Genomic DNA, 17,819 nt, shown 5'->3' on the forward strand with positions numbered 1-17,819 from the left:
CACCTTCGGGTGTTCAAAAAATGACTCTCCGGCATGCCATGAGCCTTCAGGCTCTTGGCGTTGCATGTCTGACGTCGGGATCCGGATGCCGCGAGTTCTGATTTATATTGGTATCGCGTAGTATGATTATCTAGCTGTCATGGAACTCTTCTAATTGAGAATCATCGAAGCATGATGGCATTGCGCTATGCTTCGCGGTCTTCTGATTATCCGATTCCGAGTGTAACTGAGGGCGATATTCTTCATGGTGTTCAGCGGGTTGTGGTGTTTAAACTATCCGGCGCTGATGGGCCAGGAGCGATACGTACCCTATTCGACAGGGGAGGCTGCGGCAGTGCCAGAAACAGACCTGAATTGTTCGCTGATGGAATATGCTGCTGACGAATAATATAGGTGGTGGAATGCCTCAAAAAGCATCACTGAGGGATTAGTTGGATGTGCGAGCCATGACTGTACCAGGAGAGAGTACTGAATCGGCGTCGCGCTTGAAGCACTTCATACTGAAATTAATTCAGTAAATATTATGGATTCTCTGATTATTTAGGCTTTGATTATGCAAAAACTGGAAGATATTAAGCTCGCCATTATCGGCCTTGGATATGTGGGCCTGCCCCTCGCAGTGGAGTTTGGTAAGCATCGGACGGTGGTCGGGTTTGACATTAACCAGCCGCGTATCCAAGCCTTGAAAGAAGGACATGATTCAACTCTTGAAGTCAGTGACGAGGAGCTGAAGCAGGCGGGCTATTTGAGTTATAGCTGTGAGCTGAATGAGCTGGCTGCCTGCAACACTTTTGTCGTTACCGTTCCGACCCCTATCGACGAATACAACCAGCCAGACCTGACGCCTCTGATCAAGGCTTCTGAAAGCATCGGGAAGGTGTTGAAGAAGGGCGATCTGGTTATTTACGAGTCAACTGTATACCCAGGCGCTACAGAAGAAGACTGCGTCCCGGTTCTTGAGCGGGTCTCTGGTCTCAAGTTCAACGTCGATTTCTTTGCTGGCTACAGTCCTGAGCGGATCAACCCGGGCGACAAAGAGCACCGGGTTACTACGATCAAAAAAGTCACTTCCGGCTCCACGCCTGAAATCGCTGACCTGGTCGACGCACTTTACAATCAGATCATTGTCGCGGGCACTCACAAGGCTAGCAGCATCAAGGTTGCCGAGGCTGCCAAGGTTATCGAGAACACTCAGCGCGACTTGAATATTGCGCTTATCAACGAGCTGGCGATTATTTTCAACAAGATGGGCATTGATACGGAAGCGGTGCTTGAGGCCGCGGGTACGAAGTGGAACTTCCTTCCGTTCCGTCCAGGGTTGGTCGGCGGGCATTGCATCGGTGTTGACCCCTACTACCTTACCCATAAAGCCCAGTCAATCGGCTACCATCCGGAAATCATCCTGGCCGGCCGTCGTTTGAATGATGGCATGGGCGCTTACGTTGTTTCACAGTTGGTAAAAGCGATGTTGAAAGAGCGCATCCATGTAGATGGTGCTCGCGTATTGATCATGGGTCTGACTTTCAAGGAAAACTGCCCGGACCTGCGTAATACTCGTATCGTCGATATCGTGAGTGAACTGGCAGAATACAACATTGCTGTGGATGTTTATGATCCATGGGTGAGTGTTGCCGAAGCGGAGCATGAGTATGGGATCACTCCTGTTTCCGAGCCGGGAGTAAATGCATACGACGGTATCGTTCTGGCGGTCGCTCACAATGAGTTCCGTGCCCTGGGTGCAGAAAATATCCGCCGGTTCGGTAAGGCGGAGCACGTTCTTTATGATCTTAAATATCTTCTGAGTCGTGAAGAATCGGACATTCGCCTGTAAGCCCCAGGTTTCTGAAGTCGTTAACCTAAATCAAATTACGAGCTAATATCGATGACCCGCTACGAAACTCTGATAGAAACACTTCCAGCTTCGCCGAAAACCTGGTTAGTCACCGGAGTTGCGGGTTTTATTGGCTCTAATTTGTTGGAAACACTGCTTGGTTTGAATCAGACGGTTGTCGGGTTGGATAATTTCGCTACCGGTCACCAAAGAAACCTCGACGAAGTAAAAAATACAGTTCTCCCTGAGCAGTGGGCACGTTTTCGATTTGTCGAAGGTGACATTCGAGAGCTCAAGGATTGTCATCAGGCCTGCGAAGGTGTGGATTATGTACTGCATCAGGCCGCTTTGGGGTCTGTTCCTCGTTCCCTTAACGACCCGATCACAACAAACGGTACCAACATTGATGGCTTCCTCAACATGTTGGTCGCGGCACGGGATGCCAAGGTAAAGAGTTTTACTTACGCGGCAAGCAGTTCGACTTATGGCGATCATCCCGGTCTGCCAAAAGTTGAAGATGTGATCGGTAAGCCGCTGTCCCCCTACGCGGTCACCAAGTACGTCAATGAACTGTATGCCGACGTTTTCGCCAGATGCTATGGTTTTGAAACAATCGGTTTGCGTTACTTCAATGTTTTTGGCAAGCGGCAGGATCCTGATGGTGCTTACGCGGCTGTTATCCCAAAATGGGCGGCTGCGATGATAAAAAACGAGGAAGTTTTCATCAATGGTGATGGTGAAACCAGTCGGGATTTCTGCTTCATCGAGAATACAGTTCAAGCCAATATTTTAGCCGCGACTGCAAGCGATTCTTCCGCGCGCAATCAGGTTTATAATGTGGCGGTCAGTGGGCGCACTGATCTCAATATGTTGTTTTCGGCGTTGCGCGAATCCCTGGCGGAAAACGGCATCACTTATGATAAAGAGCCTGTGTATCGAGACTTTCGCGCGGGTGATGTGCGCCATTCACAAGCAGATATTGGCAAGATACAAACGCTTTTGGGATATGCACCCAAGTTTAATATTGGGCAAGGCATCGCAAAGGCCATGCCTTGGTATGCGGAATTCTTGAAGTAAGAATAGCGCGAGATATGGGTTCTCTCTATCTCGCTATATGACTTACTAATAAGTACTCAGCTACGAGGCGCGGTTGAGTGATTAAGATTAGCGCAAGGAAGTTTTATGAGCGATAAGCCTGTTTATGTAACTCAGCCCTACCTTCCGCCACTAGAAGAGTTTGTTCCCTATCTTGAAAAAATATGGGAGAGCAAGACACTGACCAATGGCGGCCCAATGCACCAGCAGCTTGAAAAGGAGCTCTGTGAGTACCTGGGGGTGGAGCACATTGCGCTTTTTAATAACGGTACAATCGCGTTATTGACTGCGCTGCAGGCGCTCAGAGTTACAGGCGAAGTCATTACGACACCTTACTCATTCGTTGCGACTGCCCACTCTTTGTTGTGGAATGGGCTGCAGCCTGTTTTCGTGGATATCGATCCTGTTACTTTTAATTTGGATCCGAAAAAAGTCGAGGCGGCAATTACGTCGAAAACCACAGCTATCATGCCAGTGCATTGCTATGGTTATTCCTGCGATACCGACGCTATTCAGAATATCGCTGATAATTACAATCTGAAAATTATCTATGATGCCGCTCATGCGTTCGGCGTTAACGATGCAGGGGGAAGTATTCTTCGCCATGGCGACTTGAGCATTTTGAGCTTCCATGCCACTAAGGTATTCAATACCTTTGAGGGCGGCGCCATCGTCTGCCCCGACGCGAAGACAAAAAAACGCATAGAACAATTGAAGAACTTTGGCTTTGTAGATGAAGTCACCGTGGTCGCACCAGGGATAAATGGGAAATTAAGCGAGATTAACGCGGCGTTTGGGTTGCTTCAGCTGAAGCATATCGACAGTGCGATGAGTCTGCGTAAAGAAATTGGTCAACGCTACAGTTCCGGATTAAAAAGTGTTGAAGGTATCAGCCTGAGCCACATCAGTGCAGGCCTTGAGTCGAATTATTCGTACTACCCCATTCTGGTTGAAGATGATTACCCGCTCTCGCGAGACGAGCTTTACGAAGTGTTAAAGGAGCAAAACGTATTCGGTAGACGGTACTTTTTTCCTTTAATCAGCGAGTTTTCCATGTATAGAAGCATGCCTTCAGCGGACAGTCGGAACCTGCCTGTGGCTCATGATATTTCATCGAAAGTTCTTTGCCTTCCTATCTATCCGGCGCTGGAGATGTCTGCCGTTGATAAGGTTGTCGAAATAATTCGTAATGTGAGAAAAGCGTCGTAATGAAGCTCGCAATAATGCAGCCTTACTTTTTTCCGTATGTCGGATATTTTAAGCTGATAGGGTCCGTGGATAAGTTCGTTTTCTATGATGATGTCGATTTCATTAAAAATGGATGGATAAATAGAAATCGGATATTTGTATCCGGCAAAGTCGGTTATATGACTATTCCGCTCCTTGGGGCGAGCTCTAATCAAAAAATTTGTGACGTGCAAACCCAGAAAAAATCACTCTGGGTCCGTAAGCTGACCGAGGCGGTCAAACAGAACTATTCGAAAGCACCAAACTTCAAAGCGTGTTTCGAGTTGTTCAACGCCGTTCTCGAGCAAGAACAAGACTCAATTTCTGATTATGCAAAATCCAGTGTTTTGTTAACGGTCGAGGCATTGGGTATCGATGCTGAGATGGTAATGAGCTCGAAGGTTTACGCAAACGAGCAATTGAAAAGCGAAGACCGAATTCTGGATATTTGCAATAAAGAGCAGGCCGACGAGTACTGGAATTTACCAGGTGGTGCGCTTCTCTATGAGAAAGAGAGTTTTGCTTCGCGAGGCATTGACCTGAAGTTTGTCAAGCCGGCGCTAGTTGAGTATCCACAGGCGGGACGAGATTTCGAGCCCGGCCTCTCTATTTTGGATGTGATGATGTTTAACTCTTTTGATGAAGCTCGCCAGCTTGTCACTAATAAATAAACGATGGGTTATTTATGCTGCCCCCAGAGCTGAAAGATTTAATACACATTGAGCAGCGTCTTCAAAAAGGAGAGTTTATTCGCGGTATCTCTGCAGAAGACTACATTCTGAAAATTGAAGACCAGGCAGAGATTCTCATCCATCACTCTGGTGGGTCGTATAACGGGTTTGTGGCATTTTACTGCAATAATGATGTATCCAGGGAGGGATACATAGCGTTGCTTTTGATCGCTGCAAGTGGCCGAGGCAAAGGGCTTGGGGGCGAGCTCCTGAGCAGCGCACTCATGGTGATGAAGAGTCGCGGTTTCACTGCATGCAGCCTGGAGGTACGCGCAGGGAACAGTTCAGCGATAAAGCTTTACACGCGGTATGGATTCAAGATAGTAGCAGACGGCGACACGAACATAAAAATGCAGGTTCGGCTATAAATATTCGGGATATAAACAATTGTCGCTTCAGAAGAACATAGCCGCTAACTACGTAAGCCAAATATATGTGACGTTGATTGGCATCGTGATGCTGCCTGTCTATATAAAATACATGGGCGCGGAAGCCTATGGCCTGGTTGGATTTTTCTCCATGCTGCAGGCTTGGTTCAGCTTGCTTGATCTTGGCTTGACACCTACGATCGGCAGGGAAACTGCACGTTTCAAGGCTGGTGCGGTATCGGCATTGGACTTTCGGCGGTTGTTCCGGGCGCTCCATGTTTTATTTCTGGGCATTGGCATTCTCGGCTTTATTACGTTGTATCTGTTTGCCCCGCTTGTTGTAAAACATTGGCTGAAACTTGATGCGTTGAGTGTCGAACAGGCGAGTTTTGCTATACAGATAATGGCCGCATGTATCGCAATCCGCTGGATATGTGGCTTGTATCGAGGCGTCATCACCGGTGGCGAACATCTGGTTTGGTTGAGTGGCTATACGTCAATCATTGCGACACTCAGATTTATATTTGTTTTGCCCGTGATGTGGTTTTATGGATATACGCCGATTGTATTCTTCTTTTATCAATTAATTATTGCGGTTGTGGAAATTCTCGGGTTGTACATTAAGTCGTATGGCGTACTCCCAAAGGTAGTCAGCGCGTCGATGGGGTGGTCGCTCAAACCCATTAGAAGTGTCTTGGCTTTTTCCCTCACGGTGGCGTTTACTGCCTCAATTTGGGTAATGGTCACGCAGACAGATAAGTTGATACTTTCGAGCATATTGCCGCTAAGCCAGTACGGATACTTCACTCTGGCGGTGCTGATTGCTGGCGGGGTAATGGTTATAACCGGACCGATCAGCAGCGCGATTATGCCGCGAATGGCCCGCTTACATGCCGAAAACAAGGAAGCTGATGTGATTACGATTTATCGTAACTCTACTCAACTTGTTTCCATTATTGCCGGTGCTGCATCGATTACCCTTGCAATTTGTGCGCGTCCTTTGCTGTGGGCATGGACAGGTGACGCGACCGTTGTCGAAAACGTTGCCCCGACAATGGTGTTGTATGCGATTGGAAACGGGTGCTTGGCGGTTTCAGCATTCCCTTACTATCTTCAGTATGCTCGCGGAAACCTGAGGCTTCATTTTCTGGGTAACCTGATTTTGTTATGCGTCATGGTCCCCGCTATCTATTTTTCGTCGACCTATTACGGAAGCATCGGTGCTGGCTACAGTTGGATGATGGTCAACCTGACATTCTTGATCTTTTGGGTTTGGTTCGTTCATTCGAGGCTTGAGCCTGGGCTCCACAAGAAGTGGCTGACTCATGATATAGGTTTGATTGTTTTACCCGCAGCCGCAGCCGGACTGCTTGTTAATTGGGTAGATGTGCGAAGTGAAAGCAGGATTTTAAGCGTGCTCATAGTGTTTGTTTCAGGTGGGTTAATTATGTTGACCGCGGTGGCTTTTTCAAGCGCTGCCCGGGCAATGGTAGCTAACAAGATTGTTGGGCGGAGAGGCGTGTGAGTATTGTTTCCGAGGGAGAAAATATAAAGGTTTCAGTATGTGTGCTGACTTATAATCAGGTTGGTTATATCAGCGAGTGCTTGTTGAGCTTGATTAATCAGGTCACGGATTTCAAGTTTGAGGTGATCGTCGGTGATGACTGTTCGACAGATGGCACCAGCGACGTAGTACGTAGTTTGGCGGAGCAATACCCCGATATTGTCAAGCCGCTTATACATGAAAAGAATGTTGGTATCACGGCAAATTACCTTGAAGTGCACGCTTTGGCATGCGGCAAGTACATTGCTCATCTAGATGGTGATGATTACGCTCTTCCAGGGAAACTACAGGCTCAAAGTGACTTTCTGGACGAGCACCCGAACTATAATATCGTCTGGCACAGGATGCTCGTCGAGAATCCTGGCACCAAGGTTGTTGTAGAAGACCTCATTGACTTATCTCGCGTGAGTAACTCGTTCACCAGAAAGGACATTTTTCAATATATAACGATTGGAATGAACAGTTCTAAAATGTATCGGGCCACGGCAAGGGACATTGAACTGCCAGATTTTCCTTTGCTGGATTACTTTGCAAACGTCGAGCAGGTTGGACAAGGCTATGCAGGGTTCGTCAGCGCCAAGCCTTTGGGTGTTTATCGTACAGGTATCGGTATTGCCTCCTCGGGAAACAAGACAAAAGTTTTGCTGGTGAAGTCGTTTGATTACTTTTTGGAAAAGTACAAAGGTAGTGCCGCAGATATATCGGTGTCTATCAGCTTCTTGTTTATTGCCGCACTGAAAAACAGGCGTTTTGAAGACTGTAAACTGTTTTTCCCAATATTCGTTCGCGCTTTTAGACTGACGACTATACCCAAAGTATGGCGTGCCAGTAAGATGCTTTCAATGCTCAGAATCCCCGATGCGGTCAAGAGTAAATGAGGTTTTTATGTCGTTAACCTATTTGATCCAGGACCTACGCTCAATCGCAGGTAGTGAGCGGGCGTCCAGAGTGCTCAAGAGCGTAGTGTTTGATCACACCGCTCATTTGACCATCATGTTGCGACTGGGCCAAAGCCTGTTAAAAATTCCCGTTATCGGGCGTGTATTGAGCTTTCTGGTTGAGTATTTTATTCGCATTGTCTTTGGTAGCGATATCTCTTGCAGGGCACAAATTGGCCCAGGTCTCTGCATCATGCACGGTCATGACATAGTGATAGGTGCCGATGTAGTAATGGGGTCGAACTGCAAGATTTTTAATGGTGTGACTTTTGGGAACCAGGACCTATCGAAAACCAGCAAGGGCAATCAACCGACACTGGCAAATAATGTGGTTATTTGTACGGGTGCAAAAGTCCTCGGGCCGATTTTTCTGGGTGACAATGTGGTTGTGGGTGCGAACAGCGTTGTTGTTAAAAGCTTTCCACAGGATACGGTTGTTGTAGGTGTTCCTGGCAAGGCGCTCGTGAGAACGTAACTTCAACTTCGGTGGCAGGGTGAGCAAGGTGCGGTCGTTTTTTTTGGTGTTGGTTGTTTTTTTCTACGTGTTCAATTTTACGCTCAGCTTTCTGGGCGTGCCCTCTGTCGCGCTTCTCATTCCTGGGGCTTTGCTTCTGATTCTTGCTGATCCGTTGCTCCGCGGTTTTGTTGGTTATGCATTTGTCACCTGCCGCTTTGCCATCGTGGCGCTGTTGCTCGCGGGTTCCTTGGGCGTGATGCTGAGTGTTCTCTGGGGTAACGCTGAGACAATATTTCTGGAGATTTTCATAAAGTTTATTGTCGTTCTGCTGTTGGCGCTGGTTATAACTTATTATGCGGTTGGCCGGCGTGCGAATTCAGATGATGCACTCTATGGCTTTCATCGATGCTTCGAGTTGATCTATTGGGCGACTGTTCTTCAGGCGTTTTTCATTATGCTGTCGTTCGTGGAGCCCTCTTTTAGGGATTTGTTATCCGCGTCGTTGGCTAACCGTGGAAATATTGAAGTTGATAGTGTTCTGCGCTTTCGCGGTATTCACGATAGCGGCGGTTTTAACCTCAGCGCTATTCTTGCGCTGGCCGCTGTATACGGTGTTTACTCAGTATATTCCCGGGCCAATAATGCGACCATTTGGCGATTTCTAAGCATCTCCGTGATTGCTCTTTCAATTACACTGGTTGCACGTACCGGTGTGGTCGTGTTCCTTCTTGGCGTGGGGCTTCTCGCGATTCGATGGCCTCTGAAGTCCCTCATCGTAGGGGTGGCTTTTAGCGCCTTTGCTGCGCTGGCAATTTTGTTATTCCAGTATTTTTTTCCGGAAAGGTTCGAATTTTTTTCAACCTACGTTTTTGATTATGCGTTCGAGATTTTCATCAACTATTCGAAAGGTCAGGGCCTCACCTCTGCCTCTACGGATGATCTGAAAAGTATGCTTTTCGTCCCGGATCTGTTGAATATTATTGCAGGTAGTGGCTCGTTTGATGATCAAAGTGGTGGCGTCGCGCGGTCTGACTCCGGTTATCTGAAAACGCTGCTTGCCAGTGGCATCGTGGGATTTGTGCTGGTTTACGCGTCTTATGGTTGGATGTTCTTGAAAATCTGGACAGGGATGCGGCGATTTGCCGATGCGGGCTATTTTGTTTTGGTACTGTTGTGCCTGATTTTAGTTTTGGAAGTAAAGGCTCCTGTGTTTTATCAGAATGACGTGTCTCGCTTGTTTATATTGATATTTTCAAGCGCGCTATTGCACCGGTTTTATAATCGCTATGCGAGCGTGAACCCGAGTGCTCATCTGGCTTGACTCAGGCGGGCGAGAACGGCCCGACCAGTAAATTAATTGCGAGCTTTCCTGATGTGTGGTTTTTCCGGATATTTTACGAACAAGAAGTTTTCTACCGATGAGTCTTCGCTGCTTGAGGCAATGGGCCGCTCAATCATCAACCGTGGCCCGGACGGCGGCGGTTATTGGTTTGATTCAGCCGCTGGTATAGGCCTGTCCCACAGGAGGCTGGCGATTGTCGACCTGACTGCTGCCGGCCACCAGCCAATGCATTCATCAAGTGGGCGCTTCGTAATTGCGTTCAATGGCGAGATCTACAACCATGGCGAACTGCGTGCTCTTCTTGAGGAGAGTGGGCTTTCGCCTACCTGGAACGGGCACTCAGACACAGAAACGCTGCTTGAGTGCTTTGAGCACTGGGGAATCGAAAAGACCCTGCAGGCAACGGTTGGGATGTTCGCCATCGCGCTGTGGGATACGCGGCAAAATGAACTGGTATTGGCTCGGGATCGTCTTGGGGAGAAGCCGCTTTATTGGGGGTGGCAGAATGACGTGCTGTTGTTCGGTTCTGAACTCAAGGCGCTCAAGATCCATCCCGCGTTTTGCGCTGATATCGACCGTGACGCCTTGGCCCTTTATCTGCGCCACAACTACATTCCCGCGCCCTACAGCATCTATCAAGGGATAGAGAAGCTGAAGCCGGGGCATTATGTAAGGATCGCGATAGACCAGCGCCGATCGGATGTAAAAGCGCTTCCTTTTTGGTCTTTCAATCGGGCGGTTGAGGCGGGGCTTGCGTCTCCGCTGCAATCTGATGCCAACGCCGTAGTTGATACGCTTGAAGCACAGCTTAGCGAAAGCATCGGCATGCAAATGCTCGCGGACGTGCCCCTGGGCGCGTTTCTAAGTGGTGGCGTGGACAGCAGTCTTGTGGTTGGCCTGATGCAGAAACAAAGCCCGCGACCGGTCAAGACGTTCACCATTGGCTTCAGTGAGGCAGGGTTCAATGAGGCTGAACATGCTCTGGCCGTATCCCGCCATTTAGGTACTGAACATACTGAGATCTATGTTCAATCCAAAGACGCGTTGGACGTTATCCCGGATCTACCGAACATCTACTGCGAACCCTTTGCCGATAGTTCACAGATCCCGACTTTCCTGGTCAGTCGCCTTGCGCGACAACAAGTCACCGTCACGTTAAGCGGTGATGCGGGAGATGAGCTGTTTGGCGGCTATAACCCTTACCAATTTGCCCCACGTATCTGGGGGAAGATCAGCCAGGTGCCGTTACCCCTGCGACGTTTTGCATCCGCAACGCTCAGGGCATTGCCGATAAAAGGCAAGGTCGAGAAGTTGGTGGATATTCTTGATACTCCGAGTCGGGAGGACTTTTATCGGCAACTTGTCAGTCACTGGAAAACACCTTCCAGTGTCGTTATCGGCGCGAAAGAGCCGATTACGGTGCTTGACACCGCTTCAGCGTGGCCCGCTACGCAGCGGTATGAAGAGTGGATGATGGCGATGGATGCACAGACCTATATGGCTGACGACATCCTGGTAAAGGTCGACCGTGCGGCGATGGCCAGCAGCCTGGAAACTCGCGTGCCAATGCTCGATCACCGGGTTGTTGAATTGGCCTGGCGCATACCGTTGGATATGAAGATTCGAGGTGGTGTTGGCAAGTGGGTATTGAGGGAAGTGCTTTATCGTCATGTTCCTCGCGAGTTAATCGAGCGACCGAAAAAGGGCTTTTCCATACCTATCGCGACGTGGTTGCGCGGGCCCCTGCGCGATTGGTCGGAAAGCTTGCTGGATGAAGGCCGGTTGCGCCGGGAGGGTTTCTTCCATCCTGCACCGATCCGCCGTGCCTGGGAACAACACCTCAGTGGTCGGGCTGATCATTCAAGCAAGTTATGGGGTGTCCTGATGTTCCAGGCGTGGTTGGAGGAGCAAGGCCGTTGAAAGTTACCCATATTATTGTCGGTCTGCATATCGGCGGCGCGGAGTTGATGCTGCTTCGGCTCTGTGAGTCATTCAACTCAAGCGGCGATGATGAACACAGTGTTATCTCATTGACGGATTTGGGTGAAGTGGGCGCTCGGCTGCGTGCCTGCGGGGTGACTGTTGACACGTTGGGTATGCGGGGGGCCTGGGATGTCATGCCAACGTTTGCAAAGTTGGTTCGCCATCTTCGGCTGAACAAGCCTGATATCGTTCAGACCTGGATGTATCACTCTGACTTGTTGGGTGGCTTGGCAGCGCGTTGGGTGGGGATCAGGGGCGTGATCTGGGGGGTCAGGACCACTGACGTCAGCCGAGGTGGCGCAAAGGCCACAATTATTGTTCGCAAACTGTGTGCCTGGCTGTCGGCGACTGTCCCCAGCGTTATCGTGTGCGCTGCCCAGGCGTCACGAAAGACGCATGTGGCTGCGGGTTATTCCCCGAGCAGAATGGCTGTCATTCCCAACGGGTTTGATCTTGAGCGTCTGGTTGCATCGCCGCAAGAGCGTGAGGCCATAAGGTCGGCGCAAGGAATAAGCGCAGATGACTTCGTTGTAGGAAGCTTGGGGCGTTTTAACGAAGTCAAGGATCACGCCAGTTTTGTCGAGGCTGCCGGGCTCGTCGCTCCCAGGTTCCCGCACGTCAAGTTCCTGATGGTGGGACGTGATGTCGATGAGGCGAATAGCGTATTGATGGCGCAGATTGCATCAACCGGATTCGCTGATCGATTTGTGTTGCTGGGTGAACGAAAAGATGTGCCCGCCTGCTTTAAGGCGATGGACATGTTTTGCCTGCATTCATTTACCGAAGGTTTTCCTAATGTGCTGGGCGAGGCGATGAGCCTGGCGTTGCCTTGTGTGACGACCGATGCAGGAGACGCGGCATTCCTGCTGGGTGAAAATGGGTTTGTCGTACCCGTACAGGATCCACTCGCGTTGGCTGAAGCGCTGGCGAAGATGATTGCAGCGTCTCCTGCCGAGCGATCAATGATGGGGCAGGGTGCCTATACACGTATCGTCGAAAATTTCACGATGAAATGTACCGAGCATAAATTCAAAGAAATCTATGACCGGCTTTACTTAAATCAGGACGTTCATTGATGTGTGGTTTCAGCGGAATTTTCCAGGCCCGTAATAGTGATCTGGCATCGATCATTACCCGGATGAACGATGCCCTCGTGCACCGTGGCCCCGATGATCGTGGTGTATGGGTTGACGAAAATGCAGGCCTCGCGCTCGGGCATCGACGGTTGGCAATTGTCGATCTGTCGGAGGCCGGTCATCAGCCGATGCATTCCAGTTGTGGGCGATTTTTAATCGTCTTCAACGGTGAGATCTATAACCATACCGAACTCAGGCAGAAGCTGGACAATGAAGGATTGTCGCCACCCGCATGGCGAGGCCATTCTGATACCGAAGTCCTGCTCGCAGGTCTTGCAGGCTGGGGTGTCGAAAAGACCTTGCAGGCATCGGTTGGTATGTTTGCCTTCGCGCTGTGGGACAGGCAAGAGCAGGTATTGACGCTTGCACGCGATCGGATGGGCGAGAAGCCTTTGTATTACGGTTGGCAGGAAGACACGCTGCTGCTGGGGTCTGAGCTCAAGGCTATCAAGGCTTTCCCGCAGTTCACTGGCGAAGTGGATCGCAACGCGTTGACGCTATTGCTTCGGCACAACTGCATTCCTGCGCCTTACAGCATTTATAAAGGCATCGCCAAGCTCGAGCCCGGCCACTACGTAACGCTTGCGCTGAAGAATCTGCCCGCTGCAAAGGCCGCAGTCCCACAGGCTTACTGGCGTCTCAACGACGCAGTAGCAAAAGGCATTGCCGACCCCTTCAAGGGCACTCCCGCCCAAGCGACGGATTTGCTGGAGACGCAACTGAGCTCAAGCATTGGTCAGCAAATGCTCGCAGATGTGCCTTTGGGTGCATTCCTGAGCGGCGGCGTGGATAGCAGCACTATCGTGGCCTTGATGCAGGCCCAGAGCGCCCAGCCAATCCGCACATTCACCATCGGCTTCGACGAAGGCGGCTATGACGAGGCTGTTCATGCCAAGGCGGTTTCCAAGCATCTTGGCACGCAACACACCGAGTTGTACGTGCGCCCGGACGATGCCCTGGCTGTTATCCCGCGTCTACCGTCGATGTATTGTGAGCCGTTCAGCGACAGCTCGCAGATTCCCACATTCCTTGTCAGCCAATTGGCCAGCCAACAGCTCAAGGTTGTGTTGAGTGGTGACGGCGGCGACGAGCTCTTCGGCGGTTATAACCGCTACCTCAGCGCCAAGAAAGTCTGGTCAAAAATGCAGCAACTGCCGCCGTTTGCCCGACAGGCGAGCGCCGGGCTTTTACGCTCACTTTCACCGTCCACCTGGGACAGCCTGTTCCGTCTCTCCAAACCTTTGCTGCCCAAGCGGCTTCATCTCAGCACGCCTGGGGAAAAGGCTCATAAATTGGCTAGCGTCCTGGCGCTTGCGGATGGGCATGAGTTCTACCTGCAGCTCAACAGTCATTGGACTGACCCTGCCAGTGTCGTGATCGGTGGCAAGGAACCCGAAACCATTTTCACTGACCCTTCGCGCTGGCCCCAGACCGATAGTTTCGAACACTGGATGATGGCGATGGACGCCCAGACCTATATGTCAGATGACATCATGGTGAAACTGGATCGCGCTGCGATGGCCGCAAGCATTGAGGGTCGGGTCCCTATGCTTGACCACAGGATTGTCGAACTGGCCTGGCGCATGCCTCTGGACCTGAAGATTCGTAACGGCCAGGGCAAATGGCTGTTGCGAGAAGTGCTTTATCGTCATGTTCCCAAGGAGTTGATCGAAAGGCCCAAGCAAGGTTTTGGTATCCCGCTTGGGGCGTGGCTACGCGGTCCTTTACGGGAGTGGGCAGAGTCTTTGTTGGATGAAGCGCGCTTGCGCCAGGAGGGATACTTCCACCCTGAACGCATCAGGCACATGTGGCAGGAACATCTTGAGGGCCGCGGAAACTGGCAGCCTCACTTGTGGACCATCCTCATGTTCCAGGCATGGTTGGAAGAGCAGGCATGAGTAAAGTACTTTTGTTTATCGTCAACGACCCGGGTTTTTTTCTTTCGCACCGGCTGGCAGTTGCCAAGGGCGCGCAGGCAGAGGGCTATAGGGTTCATGTGGCGTGCATGCCTGGTCCGGCTGTTGCGGCTATTGCCGCTGAAGGTTTCGAGTTTCACCCGTTGCCGCTTTCACGTAGCGGCCGTAACCCCTTGGCCGAACTGGGACTGATGTTCGCGATCTGGCGGCTGCTCTGGCAATTGAAGCCGGACGTCTTGCACCTGGTGACCATCAAGCCGGTTTTGTATGGTGGCGTTGCCGCTCGGCTGGCACCGGTCAAAGGTGTGGTTACCGCTATTTCCGGACTGGGCTTTGTATTTCTCTCCAAGGGACTCAAGGCCACTATCACGAGAAAGGTTGTCAGCACCTTTTATCGGTTGGCATTGGGCAAGCGTAATCTGCGCTCGATTTTTCAGAACCCCGATGATCGTGACCTGCTCTTGAGCATGGGTGGACTTACCCAATCCAAGGTCGTGATGATTCGTGGTTCAGGCGTCGACCTGTCTCGTTACACCGCGTTGCCAGAACCGGAAGGGACCCCAGTGGTGTGCCTGGCGGCTCGACTGCTGCTGGACAAGGGCGTTGTCGAGTTCGTTGAGGCGGCAAAAATATTGACCGCGCGCGGTGTTAACGCGCGCTTTCAGTTAATTGGTGACATTGATCCCGGTAACCCGGCGACAGTTACCACCTCACAGTTGCAGCAGTGGCGAGAGGAAGGGGTGATTGAGCTGCTCGGTTACCGCGACGACATCGCAAATGTGTTCGCTGCGGCGAATATTGTGACCCTTCCTTCCTATCGTGAAGGCTTGCCCAAGGTACTGGTCGAAGCCGCAGCGTGCGGCCGCGCAGTGGTCACCACCGATGTGCCAGGTTGCCGGGATGCGATTGATGCCGATGTAACAGGGTTTCTGGTACCTGTTCGTGATGCACAGGCCCTGGCGAATCAATTGCAGGTGTTGATTGAGGCTCCTGCCTTGCGTGCCCGGATGGGGGCGGCTGGCCGTGAACTGGCTTTACGCGCATTTGCGATCGAGAAGATCGTGCAGCAGCATTTGGATGTGTACAGAGAGTTGGAGCGCGCGCTTTGAATCAGCACAAAACTATCTTCGTCACTGGAGCCAGTGGCTTTGTGGGGGGAGCACTGGTCAACCGGTTGGCGTCTGCAGGGGACTGTCGGGTGTTGGCGCTGGTACGTCGCGAGGGTGTGACACTGCCTGCGTCTGCTTTACCTGTGCGGGTCGGTGCCGATTATCTTGCGGGTGAGTCGCTTGTTCTTGAAGGGGTTGATGTTCTGGTTCACTGCGCCGCGCGCGTTCATGTGATGTCAGACGCCTCCAGTGATCCGTTAACCGAGTATCGCAAGGTCAACGTCGAAGGCACGTTGAAGCTGGCGGAGCAGGCAGCTCAGGCGGGCGTCAGGCGTTTCATCTTTATCAGCTCGATCAAGGTCAACGGTGAGGGAACCCAAATGGGCGCCCCTTACACGGCAGATGACGTGCCGGCGCCGTGCGACCCCTATGGTGTTTCCAAAATGGAGGCCGAGCAGCAACTCTTGTCGCTGGCGCAAAGAAGCGGGATGGAAGTTGTTATTATTCGTCCCGTCCTGGTGTACGGCCCTGGGGTCAAGGCAAACTTTCGCAGCATGATGAATTGGCTCAACAAAGGAGCTGTACTGCCGTTGGGCGCTATTCGTAACCAGCGCAGCCTGGTCGCGCTGGACAACCTCGTTGACTTGATTGTGACGTGCCTGGATCACCCGGCGGCGGCCAATCAGACGTTTCTGGCCAGCGATGGTGATGACATGTCGACCACTGATTTGTTGAGACGCATGGGGATTGCCTTGGGTAAACCGGCCCGGTTGATCCCCGTACCGGCAGCCCTACTGCAATTGGGCGCGACCGTGCTAGGCCGCAAGGCTATTGGCCAGCGCCTGTGTGGTTCGTTGCAGGTTGATATTGGCAAGACTCGCCAATTGCTGGGCTGGAATCCTCCATTGACGGTGGCCAGCGCATTACGCAAGACGGCTGAAAGTTTTCAGGGAAGCTTGAAGTAAATAGTGGTGCCCTATGAGGGACCTTAATTGGAGCTGTAGATGAATCGTTTACTGTGGCTGGCGCCTGCTGTTGCAGCCCTTGCTCTTCTTCTGACCTGGTGCCTGCGCCGTTATGCGCTGGCCCGAAGTCTGATTGATGTTCCCAATGCGCGCAGTTCTCATACTGTTCCGACGCCTCGTGGAGGCGGAGTGGCGATAGTCTTGAGCTTCTTGATTGCGTTGCCAGTATTGTTTATCGGTGATGAGATAACACGCTCGGTTACATGGGCGTTGCTGGGGGCTGGTGCGGCTGTGGCGGTGCTTGGGTTTCTCGACGACCATGGCCATATCGCCGCGCGCTGGCGTTTGCTGGGGCACTTCAGTGCCGCGGCCTGGGCTCTTTTCTGGTTGGGCGGCTTGCCCGCAATAACGCTGCCCTGGGTGGTCCTCGACCTGAGCTGGGCGGGGCACATCCTTGCCGCGTTTTATCTGGTGTGGATGCTCAATCTGTACAACTTCATGGATGGTATCGATGGCTTGGCCAGCGTCGAAGCGCTCTGTGCATGCCTTGGCGCCTGTCTGATTTATTGGTTGGTTGGTTATCAGGCGCTTATCTGGGCACCACTGTTATTAAGCATGGCGGTGCTGGGGTTTCTCTATTGGAACTTTCCACCGGCACGAATCTTCATGGGGGATGCCGGTAGCGGTTTTCTCGGTATCGTCCTGGGCGTGCTATCCCTGCAGGCCGCCTGGCAGAACGCCGACTTGCTGTGGGTATGGTTGATCCTGCTCGGTGTCTTTATCGTCGATGCGACGTTTACTCTGGTCCGCCGCCTGATGAGGGGCGACAAGGTTTACGAAGCCCATCGCAGTCATGGCTATCAGTTTGCATCGCGTAAAGTTGGAGGCCACTTGCCAGTAACGCTTGGGGTGCTTGCGATCAACGTGATCTGGCTGCTGCCGATCGCACTTTGCGTTGCATTACTGGGTCTAAACGGCGTGCTGGGCGTTGTAATAGCGTACATCCCGCTGGTGATGCTGGCAGTCAAGTACAAGGCGGGTGAGCTGGAAAGGGCCGCGTGATTGTGTTTTTAGAGTCATTTCAGCGGTGATTGACTGGCCTAAAGTGTTTAAATTCGCAGAGCAGCAGCCGTATCAGGAGCAACAGAGGTGTTTAA

Annotated in this window: 15 protein-coding genes; all 15 read left to right on the forward strand. The window is 51.5% G+C overall.

Features of this window, described 5'->3' with window-relative positions:
* The first annotated feature begins 553 nt into the window (after positions 1-553).
* The 15 genes from tviB (at position 554) to V6607_RS09210 (ending at position 17,724) form a co-directional block, all read left to right on the forward strand.
* Entirely contained in the window at positions 554-1,831 is a 1,278-nt protein-coding gene (gene tviB, locus V6607_RS09140) for a Vi polysaccharide biosynthesis UDP-N-acetylglucosamine C-6 dehydrogenase TviB (protein WP_102606086.1), read from the forward strand.
* A 51-nt stretch (positions 1,832-1,882) separates the two neighbouring features.
* Positions 1,883-2,908, forward strand: a complete 1,026-nt coding sequence (locus V6607_RS09145; RefSeq protein ID WP_023659073.1) for an NAD-dependent epimerase/dehydratase family protein — start codon at positions 1,883-1,885, stop codon at positions 2,906-2,908.
* 105 nt (positions 2,909-3,013) lie between these two features.
* Positions 3,014-4,135, forward strand: a complete 1,122-nt coding sequence (locus V6607_RS09150) for a DegT/DnrJ/EryC1/StrS family aminotransferase (RefSeq protein ID WP_003218792.1) — start codon at positions 3,014-3,016, stop codon at positions 4,133-4,135.
* 14 nt (positions 4,136-4,149) lie between these two features.
* Positions 4,150-4,824: a WbqC family protein gene (locus V6607_RS09155; RefSeq protein ID WP_207241541.1), complete on the forward strand. Its 675-nt coding sequence runs from the start codon at positions 4,150-4,152 to the stop codon at positions 4,822-4,824.
* 14 nt (positions 4,825-4,838) lie between these two features.
* A complete protein-coding gene (locus tag V6607_RS09160; RefSeq protein ID WP_076017300.1) occupies positions 4,839-5,252 on the forward strand; it encodes a GNAT family N-acetyltransferase in 414 nt (137 codons plus the stop codon).
* A gap of 19 nt (positions 5,253-5,271) precedes the next feature.
* Positions 5,272-6,777, forward strand: a complete 1,506-nt coding sequence (locus tag V6607_RS09165) for an oligosaccharide flippase family protein (protein ID WP_003218787.1) — start codon at positions 5,272-5,274, stop codon at positions 6,775-6,777.
* Positions 6,774-7,694: a glycosyltransferase family A protein gene (locus V6607_RS09170; protein ID WP_003218785.1), complete on the forward strand. Its 921-nt coding sequence runs from the start codon at positions 6,774-6,776 to the stop codon at positions 7,692-7,694. The genes V6607_RS09165 and V6607_RS09170 overlap by 4 nt, the downstream gene beginning before the upstream one ends.
* Before the next feature lie 7 nt (positions 7,695-7,701).
* A complete protein-coding gene (locus V6607_RS09175; protein ID WP_003218783.1) occupies positions 7,702-8,229 on the forward strand; it encodes an acetyltransferase in 528 nt (175 codons plus the stop codon).
* 19 nt (positions 8,230-8,248) lie between these two features.
* Entirely contained in the window at positions 8,249-9,532 is a 1,284-nt protein-coding gene (locus V6607_RS09180; RefSeq protein WP_173406090.1) for a hypothetical protein, read from the forward strand.
* Positions 9,533-9,583: 51 nt separating this feature from the next.
* Entirely contained in the window at positions 9,584-11,473 is a 1,890-nt protein-coding gene (gene asnB, locus V6607_RS09185) for an asparagine synthase (glutamine-hydrolyzing) (protein ID WP_102605093.1), read from the forward strand.
* The gene (locus V6607_RS09190) at positions 11,470-12,612 is read left to right on the forward strand and encodes a glycosyltransferase (protein ID WP_102605092.1); all 1,143 of its coding nucleotides are present in this window, start codon (positions 11,470-11,472) and stop codon (positions 12,610-12,612) included. Before asnB (V6607_RS09185) ends, V6607_RS09190 begins: the two co-directional genes overlap by 4 nt.
* Positions 12,612-14,570, forward strand: a complete 1,959-nt coding sequence (asnB, locus tag V6607_RS09195) for an asparagine synthase (glutamine-hydrolyzing) (protein ID WP_003218773.1) — start codon at positions 12,612-12,614, stop codon at positions 14,568-14,570. The genes V6607_RS09190 and asnB (V6607_RS09195) overlap by 1 nt, the downstream gene beginning before the upstream one ends.
* Positions 14,567-15,697, forward strand: coding sequence for a glycosyltransferase family 4 protein (locus V6607_RS09200; RefSeq protein ID WP_102605091.1), 1,131 nt, complete (start codon positions 14,567-14,569; stop codon positions 15,695-15,697). The genes asnB (V6607_RS09195) and V6607_RS09200 overlap by 4 nt, the downstream gene beginning before the upstream one ends.
* Complete coding sequence (locus tag V6607_RS09205) at positions 15,694-16,662, forward strand: SDR family oxidoreductase (RefSeq protein ID WP_102605090.1); 969 nt, start codon at positions 15,694-15,696, stop codon at positions 16,660-16,662. Before V6607_RS09200 ends, V6607_RS09205 begins: the two co-directional genes overlap by 4 nt.
* Positions 16,663-16,701: 39 nt before the next feature.
* A complete protein-coding gene (locus V6607_RS09210; protein ID WP_134325981.1) occupies positions 16,702-17,724 on the forward strand; it encodes a glycosyltransferase family 4 protein in 1,023 nt (340 codons plus the stop codon).
* Positions 17,725-17,819: the final 95 nt, after the last annotated feature.

The sequence above is a fragment of the Pseudomonas sp. KK18 genome, from assembly GCF_037094675.1.
Lineage (GTDB): Bacteria > Pseudomonadota > Gammaproteobacteria > Pseudomonadales > Pseudomonadaceae > Aquipseudomonas.

Coding starts and splice junctions, on each gene's coding strand:
- tviB (WP_102606086.1), top strand. CDS start 554: ATGCAAAAACTGGAAGATATTAAGCTCGCCATTATCGGCCTTGGATAT.
- V6607_RS09145 (WP_023659073.1), top strand. CDS start 1,883: ATGACCCGCTACGAAACTCTGATAGAAACACTTCCAGCTTCGCCGAAA.
- V6607_RS09150 (WP_003218792.1), top strand. CDS start 3,014: ATGAGCGATAAGCCTGTTTATGTAACTCAGCCCTACCTTCCGCCACTA.
- V6607_RS09155 (WP_207241541.1), top strand. CDS start 4,150: ATGCAGCCTTACTTTTTTCCGTATGTCGGATATTTTAAGCTGATAGGG.
- V6607_RS09160 (WP_076017300.1), top strand. CDS start 4,839: ATGCTGCCCCCAGAGCTGAAAGATTTAATACACATTGAGCAGCGTCTT.
- V6607_RS09175 (WP_003218783.1), top strand. CDS start 7,702: ATGTCGTTAACCTATTTGATCCAGGACCTACGCTCAATCGCAGGTAGT.
- asnB (WP_102605093.1), top strand. CDS start 9,584: ATGTGTGGTTTTTCCGGATATTTTACGAACAAGAAGTTTTCTACCGAT.
- asnB (WP_003218773.1), top strand. CDS start 12,612: ATGTGTGGTTTCAGCGGAATTTTCCAGGCCCGTAATAGTGATCTGGCA.
- V6607_RS09200 (WP_102605091.1), top strand. CDS start 14,567: ATGAGTAAAGTACTTTTGTTTATCGTCAACGACCCGGGTTTTTTTCTT.
- V6607_RS09210 (WP_134325981.1), top strand. CDS start 16,702: ATGAATCGTTTACTGTGGCTGGCGCCTGCTGTTGCAGCCCTTGCTCTT.